This window comes from Spirosoma daeguense, from assembly GCF_054776875.1.
This window is the reverse complement of record NZ_BAAHBF010000005.1, coordinates 205,645-219,874: the sequence shown is the minus strand read 5'-3', so window position 1 is coordinate 219,874 and position 14,230 is coordinate 205,645. Positions and strand designations below refer to the sequence as shown.

Here is a 14,230-nt window from a genome sequence, read left to right as displayed (position 1 = left end):
CAATGCAATTACTAGTTAGCTGCTTTCGATGATTTTACGTTCGCAACGTAGCATTTATAACGTAGCGACTGTTATTGACTACGCTGTTGTTATGAATTGTTTGATTTTTGTAATTACCTGTTTGAAAATGATAATGGTAGCCCAACACATTGCAATAATTTAGCGGAATTAAATAACCCCACCCTAAATCCCTACGTAGGGATTTAGGGTGGGGTTATTTAATAGCTTTTTCTCCATTAGAATAAAGGAATAAAGCGTATATCAATAGATGAGCAACAAATGGTGAATTATCTGGTTGTAAATGAATGATTTCTACTATTTGAAAATACTCTTTTTTAGCTGGTTTACCCCGGTTTATCCGTTCCGAAAATTTTCACGGCTACTAGCCGATTCACTTATAAGAAGAACTGTTTCAACCCCTAACAATCACCGTTATGGCCCTCATCAAATGTATTATTAACGGCAAGGAGCAATCGCTCGACGTTGACCCGCAAATGCCATTACTTTGGGTAATTCGCGATGTGGTCGGGCTGAAAGGCACGAAATATGGCTGTGGAGTGGCTCAGTGCGGTGCCTGTACCGTACATCTGAACGGCGAAGCGGTACGTTCGTGCGTTACCAAAGTGAGCCGGATTAGCGGGCAAAAAGTGGTAACGATTGAAGGCTTATCGGCTAACAATGACCATCCTGTTCAGCGCGCCTGGCAGGAAATCGACGTACCGCAGTGCGGCTATTGTCATTCCGGACAGATCATGTCGGCGGCCGTGCTGCTACGTGACAATCCGAACCCAACCGACGAGGATATCGACATTGCGATGGCTGGGAATATTTGTCGTTGTGGTACCTATCTGCGTATCCGAAAAGCCATTCACCTTGCCGCCGGAATGGATCGGAAAGTTGGTAAAAACGAATAACAGTTAGAGAAAAAACTCATCAGTTATGCCTTTCAAGACAATCTATTTTCTGGCTATTCTGCTGTCGGTGACGGGAATTATGGCCACTACGGTTACTCCGAATACTACGCTACGTAGCACTACCTCGGAGTCAGAATCCGCTACGTATGCGCCCATCAAAAAAGATAGTGCTACGTCGGTAAAAGCCTTTGCCAGTGTGTATAAAGTTTTGATGAGTCCCCGCTGTATGAACTGCCACCCGGCGGGCGACGTACCGTTACAGGGCGATGATAGCCACTTGCATACTATGGCTCCGCGACGGGGAACAGACGGCAAAGGTCTTTATGCGATGAAATGCTCGAACTGTCACCAACCGACCAATACGCCGGGAGTACATACGCCACCGGGCAACCCGAACTGGCATTTGCCACCCGCTACCATGAAAATGGTTTTTGAGGGGCGAACTCCGCATCAGTTAGCCAAACAACTTGTCGACCCTAAGCAGAACGGCGGTAAAAATATGGAGCAACTGCTGGAACACGCCAACGATGAATTAGTACTGGCTGGCTGGAATCCCGGCGAAGGTCGGACGTTACCGCCGATGAGTCACGCCGAATTCGCGAAAGCCTGGTCTACCTGGATTAAAACAGGTGCTTATGCCCCGAAACCATAAACCCTTCGACCATCATTAATCAACGAAACGATGACAGTTTCCAGAAGAAATTTCCTGAAAATGTCGGGCATGGCCGGAGCGGTTTTCTCGCTGGGCTTCTACGTTCCCGAACACGGCGAAGGTGCCGAAATAGTTAAGGCTGCTGAAGCTGAGACTTTTGGCGTTGAGATGAACGCCTGGATTCATATTGATACGTCGGGCAAGGTTACAATTTTCAGCCACCGGGCCGAAATGGGACAGGGGGTTTATCAGGCCATTCCGCAAATGGTTGCCGAAGAACTGGAGGTAAATCTGGATGAAGTAAACATTGTTTTTGCCAAAGGCGATCAGAAAAAGTACGGCAATCAGGTCACAGGCGGAAGCTCAACGATACGGGGTTCGTATAAAAATCTGCTGAATCTCAGTGCCACAGCGCGCGAAATGCTTATTCAGGCGGCTGCGACAAAATGGAACGTAGCAAAAGCAGACTGTTACGCCGAGGCTGGATACGTACTACACAAACCTTCTGGCAAGAAAGCCAATTACGGCGAACTGGTTGTCGATGCGTCGAAACTGGAAACGCCGAAGAACGTAGTGCTGAAAAAACGGTCGGAGTATAAGCTGATCGGTAAGCCGATGCTACGTCAGGATACCAAACTGAAAACCAACGGCACTGCTACGTTCGGGCTGGATAAACAGATTCCGGGAATGCTGTATGCGGCTGTTGAAAGGAATCCCCGGCTACGTGGTAAAGTGAAAAGCTTCGATGATAGTGCCGCTCGTAAAATTCCCGGTGTGAAACACGTAGTAAAAACCCGAATGGGCGTTTTCAATACGTATCGCGAAGGTGTTGCTGTAGTGGCTGATTCGACCTGGGCGGCTTTGCAGGGCAAAAAAGCGCTGAAAGTGGTTTGGGACGATAGTGGTTTTGAGCACCTGAGCACCGACGAAATCTACAAACGTCAGCGTGAAGCACTCCAGACGCAGGAAGGACTTTCGTTCAAAAAGCAGGGCGATCCAGCGGCTATTATTTCGCAGGCTCCGAAGAAACTCGACGTGCTATACGAAACGCCCTATCAGTACCATAGCTGCATGGAGCCGCTGAATTGCGTGGCTCATTATCAAGCTGATAAGCTCGAAATATGGGGGCCGATTCAGGCACCCGACTGGGTGCAGGATTACATCAGTAAAGAGATGAATCTTCCCCGCGAAAACGTCATTGTGAACATGACGTTTCTGGGTGGCGGTTTCGGCCGAAAAGCGTTTATGGATTATCCGCACGAAGCGTCGGTAATTTCGAAAGAAGTTGGTGCGCCGATACAGGTCATCTGGACCCGCGAAGACGACGCAACGCAGGGACCTTATCGACCCGGTATTACGTATCGATGCGAGGGCGTTGTGAACAATGGCGAAATCAGTGCTTTCAAAGTCAAGCTGGCGGGACAGAATAATAACCACTGGCGGGGCGGCAAAAAAGACGAGCCGAACCGAAGTGCGTCAGAAGGTTTTCTCAAGCCGTATTTCGATAATATTAAAAACCTGAGCATTCAGGATGTTCCGTTCGAAACACCGATTCCAACCATGTGGTGGCGGTCGGTATATGCGTCGACAAACGGTTTTGCTTACGAAAGTTTTCTGGACGAATTGGCCCATGAAGCCGGTAAAGATCCACTATCGTTTCGTCGCGAGCACCTTAAAGAAGAGCGGCTAAACAAGCTCATCGATAAGATGGAAGAGGTATCGGGCTGGAAAAATCGGAAGACAAAAGAAGGTTACGGCGCGGCTATTACGGAGTGTTTCGCCAGCACGGTTGGACAGGTTGTGAAAGTGTCGAAAGGCTCAGACGGTAAACTAAAAATTGACCACGTCTGGGCGGTTATGGATTGCGGCTGGTACGTTAATCCAGACACTATCAAAGCGCAGGTTGAAGGGTCGATTGTGATGGCGTTGGGCGCTGCTACGCATCATCAGGTAACGTTTAAAGACGGCATTCCGGTCGACAAAAATTTCTATTCATATCAGTTACCACGTATCACCGATATTCCGCCCATCGATATTTACATCATGGAAAACGATGCCGATGCTGGTGGCGTTGGTGAACCCGGTTTGCCCGCTTTCGCTCCGGCATTGACCAACGCTATTTTTGATCTGACCGGCAAACGGATTCGCAAGCTACCGTTTAATATGGCTGCTGTTTAATGAAATAAAACGCCGGTTATGCGCTTAACACAAGTCATAAAAACCGGCAACCCATCACTAATTTGTACATGGAAAAAGGGGAAACCTTAGAAGAATTATATAAACGAAAGTTTGACGAAGAAGCTTACCCGTGGATTCCCGACAACATTCGCCGGGAGATCGGGCATTTCAACCTGTTTCGCTTAGAACCGGTGGTTGGCGATAAAGCTAAACCGGCACCTTACCGACGGCGGGATTATTATAAAATCATGCTTGTGGTGGGCAATAGTCAGGTGCATTATGCCGATAAAGTGATAAAAGTGAACAAACAGGCTCTCTCGTTTTCTAATCCGTTTATTCCCTACCGATGGGAGCATCTGGATCAGATACGTAGCGGTTTTTACTGTATCTTCAATCAGCAGTTTTTCAACCAATATGGTAACCTGAGCCAGTATGATGTTTTTCAGCCGGGCGGCAATCACATCTTCGAACTGACCGACGAACAGGTGCCGCAGGTTGAGCAGATCTACAAGCGGATGTTTGAGGAGATTGGCTCCGATTACATCCACAAATATGACGTACTGCGGAATCTGGTATTCGAGCTGTTGCACTTTGCTATGAAAATGCAGTCGACGTCGAAGTTCGAAAAGCAGCCGCTCAACGCATCCCAGCGCATTTCGACGTTGTTTCTGGAGCTTCTGGAACGGCAGTTTCCAATCGATGACACCCATCAGCAAGTTACTTTTCGGTCGCCTTCCGACTTCGCTACACAATTAAACGTTCACGTCAATCACCTGAATCGGGCTGTAAAAGAAACAACCCAGAAAACAACCTCTCAACTGATTGCCGAACGTATTTTACAGGAGTCAAAAACGCTGCTGCAACGTAGTACCTGGAACGTAGTAGATATTGCGTATGCACTGGGTTTCACAGAAGCCACGCACTTCAACAACTTCTTCAAAAAACATGTCAATGTGAGTCCGTTGAAGTTTCGCAATGTTTGATTTTCGTAATTTTTCGTTTGCTTTTCATTGTTCGATCTTCTGCGAACGGGGTAATTTTGCGATATACTAAAATCACATCGTTATGAGTACAACAATGCAAACGCGCACACTAGGAAAGAACGGCCTGACTGTTTCGTCAATTGGTTTGGGCTGTATGGGCCTGAGCTTTGGCTATGGGCCAGCCGTTGATAAACAGCAAGGCATATCGTTGATTCGAGCCGCTGTAGAACAAGGCGTTACGTTCTTCGATACCGCAGAAGTTTATGGCCCCTTTGCCAACGAAGAACTAGTTGGCGAAGCACTGGAACCCTTTAAGGGGAACGTAGTGATTGCTACTAAATTCGGTTTCAATATAGTAGACGGCAAAATGGCGGGTGTAAACAGTCGACCCGAGAATATTCGTAAGGTAGCCGAAGCTTCGTTGAAACGACTACGTATCGACGTTATCGATTTGTTTTATCAGCACCGTGTTGACCCTAACGTACCAATTGAGGACGTAGCGGGTACGGTGAAAGAGCTGATTCAGGAAGGAAAAGTAAAACATTTCGGTCTGTCGGAAGCGGGTGCACAGACGATTCGTAAGGCGCACGCGGTTCAGCCAGTTACGGCCCTGCAAAGTGAGTATTCACTCTGGACACGCCAGCACGAAAACGAAATTATTCCAACCATCGAAGAATTAGGCATCGGTCTGGTAGCTTTCAGTCCGCTTGGAAAAGGTTTTTTGGCGGGTAAAATCGACGAAACCACTCAATTTGCAGAAGGCGATATTCGGAACGTATTGCCGAGATATACCGAAGAAGCACGTATTGCCAATAAGGCGTTGCTCGATTTGATTCAGCAGTTTGCCGAAAAGCATCAGGCTACGCCCGCTCAGATTGCCCTTGCCTGGGTATTAGCGCAAAAACCATGGATTGTGCCAATTCCCGGAACAACAAAACTGCATCGTCTGGCCGAAAATAATGGAGCGGCATCTATTCAGTTATCGACCGACGAACTACAGGAAATAGAGCAGGCTTCCAATAAAATTGACGTAGTAGGAAGTCGTTATACAGAACAAATGGAAAAATCGACAGGTTTATAGATTCACTACGTAACGGAGTCGATTAATAAACAGACGTAGTGGGGATTTGCTCCGCGTTCGAAAACGCCATCTGGTACCTTTTTTTAAGAGAGCCTAATTCGGCTCTTTTATTTTGTCGGCTCAGCGCCTGATGAAGCCCCACCATTGACCAGCCGTTGCCCGGATTATGCACTAAATCCTGACGGTATACCGTTTCGGCCTCCTTCCATTGATTCATTTTTAGTAGATAATCTCCTAGAAACTGACGAGCCGGTAATGGCCAGTCAGCAGGCTCGGTATAAATCAACTGGTCTTCAATAGTAATCGCTCCCTGCAAGCTTGTCATTGCCTGTTTCTGCTTGTTGGATGAAAACAAAATAGAAGCTTCCAGAATATGCGCTGCTACCTGAGCCATTGGCAGGAACGCATTAAACGGAATCCGACGTTTTTCCAGAATGGGGTCTTTTAGTTGCTCGCGAAGTTGCGCTAACTGTTGCTCTGCTTCGTTGAGTTTATTGGTACGTACCAACGCCATCCCGCGCGAAAAATGATCTAGTAGCATAGCATAAGCCCATTTTTCGTTTGGTTTTTCAGAAGCTAGTACGTCGTTCCATTTTCCTAGTCTGACGAGGGCTAATGAGGGCAACATGTACAGATACTGGTCATACGGATTCTCGACCGTCGGTGAAACCGATTGTCGGCAACGTAGCGCATCGTTGAGCCCAACTTTGTACATACCGCCTGTCAGCGCACAATACGTTTGTACGGCAAAATAGTGAGGAGAATGTTTTACCAGACCCAGATTTGTGGCTAACGAATCATAACGTAGCAGATTCACATCGGCCAGATCGTTAACCACCACGCCCTGTGCATAATAACCATTTCGCTGATATTCATGGCTCGACATATGCACCATGTGGGCTACGCCGGGAAACAACGCTTTGAGTTTATCCGCATTGGCAAAAGCCACTTCCGGATGTTTAGAGGCTTCGGTAAGATGGATGTAATAATGCAACGCGGCCGGGTGATCGGGCGATTTTTCGAGTACGTTCTTACTTATGTCAACAACTTCGGGAGTCCATTCTTTAGGCGTACCATCAGTATTCCAGAAGTCCCAGGCATGTAGTAACATAATTGCATCTACATACAGCATTTTAGTGTCTGGATCATCGAACTCGGTAATCAACTGTCGGGTAGCGTTGGCGTAAGCCACATTAAGCTGCTTCCGTTGGGCATCGGCCGGATCGGAATTATATCGGGTATTCATCACCTCGATCAATTTCTTTTCTTTCGGACTTGCCTGATCAGCCAGCTCGTTCATCCGCGCCAGAATAACAGGCATGTCGGCAGGGACTTTATATAAATGGGCCGTATTATAGTAAGGCCCTCCGGCCAAGGCTTGCCCCCACCAGGCCATAGCAGCCGTTGAATCGAATCGGGCTGCTTCCTTAAAAGACGCCATCGCTTCTTTCATGTGGTAGCTATAGTACATAGTCAGCCCCTGATTGAAGTAGAACTGCGCACTATCTACCCGTGTAGAAATCGTATAGGAATAGTTTCCCCAGCCGGGTAAAGGCACTATAAATTTCCCGTTTTCTAGCGGAGTGATCATTCCGTTGGCACTTGTTCCGCAGATAACGATATCGTTAGTCACTATTGGCGAATCGGGGTGAGTTGAAACGGAAAAGAAACCCAGGAAAAGAGGAATTATCAGTATAAATATTGCGTATTTCATATCAGCTATTTTTGGGCGCGAATACTTCTTGCTAACTAGAGTAGGTGGGCACTCTCATTGGGTATTCAATAAATGTAAAGATAGAATACTCAACTTACAATGATAGTTGAGCTTACGGATTAAACGATAACTAAGCGTACGTTGCGGTCTTAGTTCATTTTTTCGGATTGGCAGTAAACCAATATGAATTCCGACACTACTTTTTCGTTTAGATACTACATTTGAGTCAATAGCAATCAATAATAGCAGTTAATGAATAAAGTAACCCTTCTGATTTTCGGTCTTGCTGTACTGATTTGTCAATCAGCGCTGTCGCAGACAACACAACGTAGCGTTTCAAATAAAGCTACCTATTCCAATCCGCTTCCGCTTCAGTTTGGCGATCCATACGTATTGTTTACGAAGGGGAAATATTATCTGTATGGCACGGGTGGGGGAGCCGATAAAGGATTTATGGCCTATTCGTCGGATGATCTGGTAAACTGGAAGCCGGAAGGTCAGGTATATTTTCACGATAATAAAAACGGCTGGAGCGATCCCAAGGCAAGCTGGGGTGGTGCCTACTGGGCGCCAGAAGTGTATGAGCGGAATGGTAAATTTTACCTGTTCTACAGTGCCCAGTGGAAAGAAAATCCGACGCAAGAAGTAGAAAATTTTCGCATAGGTGTAGCGGTTTCGGATAAGCCAACGGGACCCTTTGTTGATCTGGCTGCCAAACCTGTTTTTGATCCCGGTTATCCCATCATCGACGCCAACGTATTTTTCGACACAAATGGCAAAGCGTATCTGTATTACTCACGCTGCTGTTATAAACATGCGGTCGAGAGTGAAATTGCTGATCTGGCCCGCAAAAATGGCTGGTATAAAGAAATTGAGGAAAGCTGGGTATATGGCGTCGAACTTAAATCTGATTTCTCCGGCGTTGTTGGTGAGCCGGTTTTGTTGCTACGTCCGCCCACGAAACTGAGTGATAAACAAGCGGAGTGGGAGAGCCGCTCGGTTACAGCGCGGGAAGTGAATCGGCGCTGGACAGAAGGATCGGTGACGTTTAAAAAAGGCAATACGTATTACATGATGTATTCGGCCAATCACTTTGCCGGGGGCAATTATGCCGTAGGCTATGCTACGTCCAACTCGCCTTTGGGGCCATTCAAAAAAGCTGCTAATAATCCTGTGTTGCAAAAAAATACCGAACAGGGCGGAAACGTAACCGGCACAGGACACAACAGTATTACCTATTCGCCAGATGGGAAAGAGATGTTCTGCGTTTATCATGCCCGAACCGCTAAAACGGGCGATGAACGTGTCGTTTGTATTGACAGAATGGAAGCGAAAGACGGCCGAATCACAATAACAGGGCCTACGACCACACCGCAAAAATTACCTTCGGGGGTTAGTAAAGCCAGTCGATAAACCGGGCGTATCAATAGAAAACGGCTATCCAGATCGTCGTTACGTCGGGTGCTGTCCAGGCAACACGATGTTTGAGATGGGCTGGCAGGTTGATGTACATTCCCGCTTTCAAATGGATGGCGTCTGCTACGTTTTCCAGTTCAAGAATTGCTTCGCCAGTTAGTAGAACGACCCATTCGTTTTCTGTTTGATCGTACCAGAAATCGTCGGGAGAAGCATGCCCTCTTGACACAATCCGTTCAATACGAACGTTGGGATTATCTATCAGTACGTCAACTAACTCCTCTGGTAATGGGCTGGGAATGGCCGTTGCTAAATCACCGATCTGCATACAACGAATTTACTATTTGAACGCTAAGGATATCAAAATTAACAAATGCTTGCCAACAGCTATACAGCCGATGAAGCAAAAAGGTAGTATGGCTGGTATTGTGTTTAGGGTTAAGGTTGATTCTGTGGAATCTTATGGTTTCGCTCAGCAGCCTGATTAGTTAGTAGTAGGGTACTACGTCTCTATCCAAAAAAACAGTCCTCAACAACTTATTAACGGAATCATCTGTCTCAATTCGCAGGAGACTTTCCAGTAAATCAATGCCAAAAGCCTCTTTCTCTGAAAAGTTCAGTCGTACCTGTAACCATGACTGATGACCACTGCTCTGCATGAAAAAGAAAATTCGATTTCCGTTCCGACAATCGCTAATTCCCTTAACAGTTGTTGGACTCTCCGTTTGGGCCGGTTCGACCGCATTTAAGGAAGATCCCGTTAGTAAACGCATTAAACGACTCGCCCCCGAAAAAGCGGCTGAAATGGCGAAAGCCGTAGAAGCGTTGGTAAAACCACAACTAGCCGATGGGCTTACACTGAACCTTTGGGGTGTCGATTCGCTGGTATCTGACCCGATTGCGATTGATATCGACGATCTGGGTCGACTGTATTATACCCGTACTAATCGTCAGAAAAATTCGGAATTCGATATTCGGGGGCATCAGGATTGGGAAATCGAATCGAATCGCTTGCAGACCGTCGAAGATAAACGGGCCTTTCTGCATAAAGTATTGTCACCCGCCAACAGCAAAAAGAACGAATGGCTCAAAGACTTAAACGGTGATGGCTCGCACGACTGGCGCGATATGACCGTTGAGAAAGAGCAGGTGTTTCGACTGGAAGATACCAACGGTGATGGCGTGGCTGACTTATCGAAACTGGCCGTCGAAGATTTCCATGACGAAGTGACCGACGTAATGGGTGGCGTATTGTCGGATGGGAACGATTTGTACGTAACGGTAGCGCCGGATTTATGGCGGCTGCGCGATAAAAACGGCGATGGCATTGCCGATGAGAAAAAATCACTTTCGCACGGATACGGCATTCACGTTGGGTTTAGCGGTCATGGTTTGTCGGGCGTTGAGATGGGTCCTGATGGACGTATCTACTGGCAGATCGGCGATATTGGCTTTAACGGTGTTGGCGCCGATGGTAAAAAATGGGAGCACCCAAACAGTGGGGTAGTGGTACGTTCAAACCCGGACGGTAGTGATTTTGAGGTGTTTGCCTATGGCGTACGGAACACCCACGAGTTCGTTTTCGATCAGTTCGGCAACCTCATCAGCGAAGACAACGACGGCGACCATCCGGGCGAGAAAGAACGATTGGTTTACATCGTCAACGGTTCTGATACGGGATGGCGTAGCAACTGGCAGTACGGAAAATACCGCGACCCGCTCAACAATCCGTACAAAGTCTGGATGGACGAAAATATGTACAAACCCCGTTTCGATGGACAGGCTGCGTATTTTCTGCCACCACTGGCAAACTTCGTGAGCGGCCCAACGGGTATGTTGTATAATCCCGGTACAGCACTCAGTCCGAAGTACAAAAACACGTTTTTTATTGGTGAATTTGTCGGTAATCCAGCAAAATCGGGTATTCACACCTTCACGCTGAAGCCAAAAGGCGCAGGTTTTGAGTTAGATAACCACAAAAAAATTCTGGGGAATATTCTGGCTACCGGTATCGATTTCGGACCCGATGGAGCCATGTACATTGCCGACTGGATCAACGGCTGGGATACGAAAGATTATGGCCGTATCTGGAAACTCGATGATAAGGACGGTGCTAACTGGGCCGAACGGGCGTTGACCAAAAAACTGCTGGCTCAGAGCTTCGCGAAAACGTCGGTAGGCGAGCTAAGCGGTTATCTGAAAAACGAAGACATGCGTGTTCGGCAGAAGGCGCAGTTCGAACTGGCGAAACGGGGTGAGCAGGGAGCTACGGCGTTTGGGCAGATGATTCAACAAAAGGAGCATCAACTGGCACGTATCCACAGCATTTGGGGAATGAGTCAACTGGCGCGTAAAGATGCCAAATATGCACAACGCCTGATGCCATTGCTTAAAGATAGCGATGCTGAAATTCGGGCGCAGGCGGCTCGCTGGCTGGGCGATATGCGTTACAAGGAAGCAGGTGCTACGTTGGTTTCGATGCTGAAAGACGAAAACAGTCGGGTACGTTTCTTTGCCGCCGAAGCACTCGGACGTATCGCATATGCGCCTGCTGTTCAGCCTGTAATTGCCATGCTCGAGGCCAATAAGGACGAAGATACGTATCTGCGTCATGCGGGTAGTCTGGCGTTGGCACGTATCGGCAAAGTTGAACCAATTATTGCCTTGTCCGGCAATTCGTCGCGCGCGCTACGTATCGCTGCGGTGGTGGCACTACGTCGGATGGGCAACGCAGGTATTGCTACGTTCCTCAATGATTCCGACGAGTTTATCGTCACCGAAGCAGCTCGCGGTATTAACGATGATTTGTCGATTCCTGCGGCACTACCGGCGTTAGGTAACGTACTGGCGAAGACGAAATTCACGAACGAAGCCCTGATTCGCCGAGCCATCAACGCGAACCTGCGGGTTGGGTCACCCGCAGCCATGCAGAATCTGATTCAGTATGCCAACAGTAATGGAAACCCCGTTGCGCTACGTGCTGAAGCAATGGATGCTCTGAGTACCTGGGCGAAACCATCCCTGCTCGACCGGGTCGATGGACGCTACCGGGGTGTCGTAAATCGCGATTTGGCATTGGTTAAAACAAAAACGTCTGGTCTGTACACAGCTTTAGCAACTAACTCAGAAGTACCGATACGCCGGAGTGCTATTCGGGCAATCAGTAAGTTGTCGTTAGCTTCGGCAGCACCTGTGTTGATGGATGAATTGAAAAATGACCGTGATGCCGAAATTCGGGTAGAAGCGTTACGTGCATTGGCCGCCTTGAACGATAAGCAAATAGGTAAAGCCATTGAAACGGCGCTTGCCGATAAAGACAAACAGGTGCGGGTAGCTGCGCTGGATTTGATTGGTAAAACCAGCATGCCTAAACCGCAGATGGTGGCGCAGCTTGCCGACGTTATCAAAACGCATTCGAACGAAGAAAAACAGGCGGCACTTGTTACGTTAGGAAAACAGCCTATTACGTATACCAAGCCTGTTTTCGATCAATTATTGACCGATTTGTCGGCGGGGAAAGTGCCGGTTGAGGTTACGCTGGAACTGGAAGAAGCCATTGCTACCACGAAATCGCCACAGCTAATAGCCCAACACAAAGCACTGCTGGCGAAACAATCGCCCGATGCGGTTTTGGCATCGTATCAGGCCAGTTTGTTTGGTGGCGTACCCGATGAAGGTCGGCGGATATTTTTCCGGCATCAGACGGCGCAGTGCATTCGGTGTCATTCGTACGACGATCTGGGTGGAAACGCTGGCCCTCGTTTAAATGGTGTCGCGAGTCGCCTATCGCGTGAGCAATTGCTCGAAGCCGTTATCAACCCAAGTGCCCGGTTGGCACCGGGTTTTGGAACAGCCACGCTGGAGATGAAAGACGGTAAAACGGTGGTCGGCATTGTTCAGCGAGAAACCGATTCGGAAATGGTGATAAAAAGTGGCGACGATCCAGAAGTGACCCTCAAAAAGAGTCAGATTGCCAAAACGACCTATGCGCCGTCGAGTATGCCCGACATGAAATACCTGCTTACAAAGCGGGAAATTCGAGACGTAGTGAGTTTCCTGGCTACGTTGAAAGACGATAAAAATTAATTCCACTGGCCGCTTTTGATTCTGAAAGCGGCCAGTTTGTTTTAAACGATTATGGATGTACAGCGGCTGGCGCTTGTTCGACAGAATTTCATCGCGAAGGCAGTTTATTTTGCGCAACTCATTCCCGGAATGACCGCTGTTGAAACGGCTGAATACGCCTTTGTCGATACGGGTTTGCCCACTAGTACGTTCAACGTAGCAATCCCGAAAACGGGTCAGTCTGAATTTTTATTGCCGCTTTTTGAACGTATCAATACATTTACAAGAAACAGTTTTCCTGTTGCGTTGTGGTGCTTCTCTGATGCGTTGGCGGAATTGGTACAGCAACACAAATTAATTGGTGAAGAACGGAACGTAGCAATGTGGGCTGATCTGACAAACGTAGCACCAGCGGATACAAGCCTTCCCGATTTTCACATTCGTTACGTAAAGACGCCTGATGACTACGCTCACTTTGCCGACGTACTGGCCGACCTTTTTGGCAACTTGCCTGAAGCAACGCAAATCCGAACGTATCATCAGTTAATCAGCCACGCTCACAAACCCGAGCAACCGATACGTTTATACATCGGCGAGTGCGCTGGACAGATCGTTTCAACGGGGACGCTCTTTGTTGATGGCGACGTAGCGGGTATTTACGACATTGCTACCCGGCCGACTTCACGTGGGAAGGGCTTCGGTTCGGTAATGTTTGGTTATCTGTTACGGGAAGCTAATCGCTTGAATGCAAGGCAAGTTGTGTTGCAAGCTTCGCCCGATGGACTACGTATTTACCAACGCGCTGGTTTTTTGGATGTTGGCCTTGTGCATGTTTTTGAAAATGGGGTGTAAACCGGCGGACAGAATGTCAGCGTTACTCAACCCATACGTTGCCGCGTCCAAATTTTCCTGGCGTATCAAAGTAAGAGCCGCCGTAGATGTGCCAGTTAAGGTTTTTGAGATAGGCCACTACATCTTCTGGTCGAATTGCTTGTGTTTCAGGCGTTAAAATTCCTCTGTACCAACGGCCCGATTTTGTGATTGCCTCATACTCTACCTGATACGTTATCCAGTTTGTGCCGCAATGCCGACAGGTTTCTATTGCTACGTTAGCAAAACGGCCGTTGGTCTCGTCCACTCCGACAAACGTACTGGTATAGTCGCTATAGAGAATCGGCGGCTTGTGGCATTGACAGACGTTTTCGGGTAAATTCATGCTGTTTAGGT

General features: G+C 47.9%; 11 protein-coding genes. 8 read left to right on the top strand and 3 right to left on the bottom strand.

What is annotated here, in order from left to right; genetic code table 11:
- Positions 1-434: 434 nt before the first annotated feature.
- The 5 genes from ACYVD4_RS17280 (at position 435) to ACYVD4_RS17260 (ending at position 5,808) form a co-directional block, all read left to right on the top strand.
- Positions 435-914 (top strand): (2Fe-2S)-binding protein, encoded by a 480-nt coding sequence (locus ACYVD4_RS17280; protein WP_460947921.1) that lies wholly within the window; start codon positions 435-437, stop codon positions 912-914.
- Between the two features lie 25 nt (positions 915-939).
- Entirely contained in the window at positions 940-1,566 is a 627-nt protein-coding gene (locus tag ACYVD4_RS17275; protein WP_460947919.1) for a hypothetical protein, read from the top strand.
- 30 nt (positions 1,567-1,596) lie between these two features.
- Positions 1,597-3,744 (top strand): molybdopterin cofactor-binding domain-containing protein, encoded by a 2,148-nt coding sequence (locus ACYVD4_RS17270; RefSeq protein ID WP_460947917.1) that lies wholly within the window; start codon positions 1,597-1,599, stop codon positions 3,742-3,744.
- A 68-nt stretch (positions 3,745-3,812) separates the two neighbouring features.
- Entirely contained in the window at positions 3,813-4,727 is a 915-nt protein-coding gene (locus ACYVD4_RS17265) for a helix-turn-helix domain-containing protein (RefSeq protein WP_460947915.1), read from the top strand.
- Positions 4,728-4,821: 94 nt separating this feature from the next.
- Positions 4,822-5,808, top strand: a complete 987-nt coding sequence (locus ACYVD4_RS17260; protein ID WP_460947913.1) for an aldo/keto reductase — start codon at positions 4,822-4,824, stop codon at positions 5,806-5,808.
- 22 nt (positions 5,809-5,830) lie between these two features.
- Here ACYVD4_RS17260 and ACYVD4_RS17255 read toward each other — a convergent pair whose 3' ends face one another.
- Positions 5,831-7,522 (bottom strand): tetratricopeptide repeat protein, encoded by a 1,692-nt coding sequence (locus ACYVD4_RS17255; protein ID WP_460947911.1) that lies wholly within the window; start codon positions 7,520-7,522, stop codon positions 5,831-5,833.
- A 252-nt stretch (positions 7,523-7,774) separates the two neighbouring features.
- On the opposite strand from ACYVD4_RS17255, the gene ACYVD4_RS17250 reads away from it, so the two are divergent.
- Positions 7,775-8,935, top strand: coding sequence for a glycoside hydrolase family 43 protein (locus ACYVD4_RS17250; RefSeq protein WP_460947909.1), 1,161 nt, complete (start codon positions 7,775-7,777; stop codon positions 8,933-8,935).
- Positions 8,936-8,945: 10 nt separating this feature from the next.
- On the opposite strand, the gene ACYVD4_RS17245 is transcribed toward ACYVD4_RS17250, so the two are convergent.
- Positions 8,946-9,266 carry a cupin domain-containing protein gene (locus tag ACYVD4_RS17245; protein ID WP_460947907.1) on the bottom strand — a complete coding sequence of 107 codons (321 nt, stop codon included), beginning with the start codon at positions 9,264-9,266 and terminating at the stop codon, positions 8,946-8,948.
- Positions 9,267-9,595: 329 nt separating this feature from the next.
- Here ACYVD4_RS17245 and ACYVD4_RS17240 point away from each other — a divergent pair, with 329 nt between their 5' ends.
- Positions 9,596-13,024 (top strand): HEAT repeat domain-containing protein, encoded by a 3,429-nt coding sequence (locus ACYVD4_RS17240; protein WP_460947905.1) that lies wholly within the window; start codon positions 9,596-9,598, stop codon positions 13,022-13,024.
- A gap of 51 nt (positions 13,025-13,075) precedes the next feature.
- On the top strand, positions 13,076-13,855 hold the full coding sequence (locus ACYVD4_RS17235; protein ID WP_460947903.1) for a GNAT family N-acetyltransferase: 780 nt from the start codon (positions 13,076-13,078) through the stop codon (positions 13,853-13,855).
- A gap of 22 nt (positions 13,856-13,877) precedes the next feature.
- Here ACYVD4_RS17235 and ACYVD4_RS17230 read toward each other — a convergent pair whose 3' ends face one another.
- Positions 13,878-14,219 (bottom strand): hypothetical protein, encoded by a 342-nt coding sequence (locus ACYVD4_RS17230; RefSeq protein ID WP_460947901.1) that lies wholly within the window; start codon positions 14,217-14,219, stop codon positions 13,878-13,880.
- Positions 14,220-14,230: the final 11 nt, after the last annotated feature.

Coding starts and splice junctions, on each gene's coding strand:
- ACYVD4_RS17280 (WP_460947921.1), top strand. CDS start 435: ATGGCCCTCATCAAATGTATTATTAACGGCAAGGAGCAATCGCTCGAC.
- ACYVD4_RS17275 (WP_460947919.1), top strand. CDS start 940: ATGCCTTTCAAGACAATCTATTTTCTGGCTATTCTGCTGTCGGTGACG.
- ACYVD4_RS17270 (WP_460947917.1), top strand. CDS start 1,597: ATGACAGTTTCCAGAAGAAATTTCCTGAAAATGTCGGGCATGGCCGGA.
- ACYVD4_RS17265 (WP_460947915.1), top strand. CDS start 3,813: ATGGAAAAAGGGGAAACCTTAGAAGAATTATATAAACGAAAGTTTGAC.
- ACYVD4_RS17260 (WP_460947913.1), top strand. CDS start 4,822: ATGCAAACGCGCACACTAGGAAAGAACGGCCTGACTGTTTCGTCAATT.
- ACYVD4_RS17255 (WP_460947911.1), bottom strand. CDS start 7,522: ATGAAATACGCAATATTTATACTGATAATTCCTCTTTTCCTGGGTTTC.
- ACYVD4_RS17250 (WP_460947909.1), top strand. CDS start 7,775: ATGAATAAAGTAACCCTTCTGATTTTCGGTCTTGCTGTACTGATTTGT.
- ACYVD4_RS17245 (WP_460947907.1), bottom strand. CDS start 9,266: ATGCAGATCGGTGATTTAGCAACGGCCATTCCCAGCCCATTACCAGAG.
- ACYVD4_RS17240 (WP_460947905.1), top strand. CDS start 9,596: ATGAAAAAGAAAATTCGATTTCCGTTCCGACAATCGCTAATTCCCTTA.
- ACYVD4_RS17235 (WP_460947903.1), top strand. CDS start 13,076: ATGGATGTACAGCGGCTGGCGCTTGTTCGACAGAATTTCATCGCGAAG.
- ACYVD4_RS17230 (WP_460947901.1), bottom strand. CDS start 14,219: ATGAATTTACCCGAAAACGTCTGTCAATGCCACAAGCCGCCGATTCTC.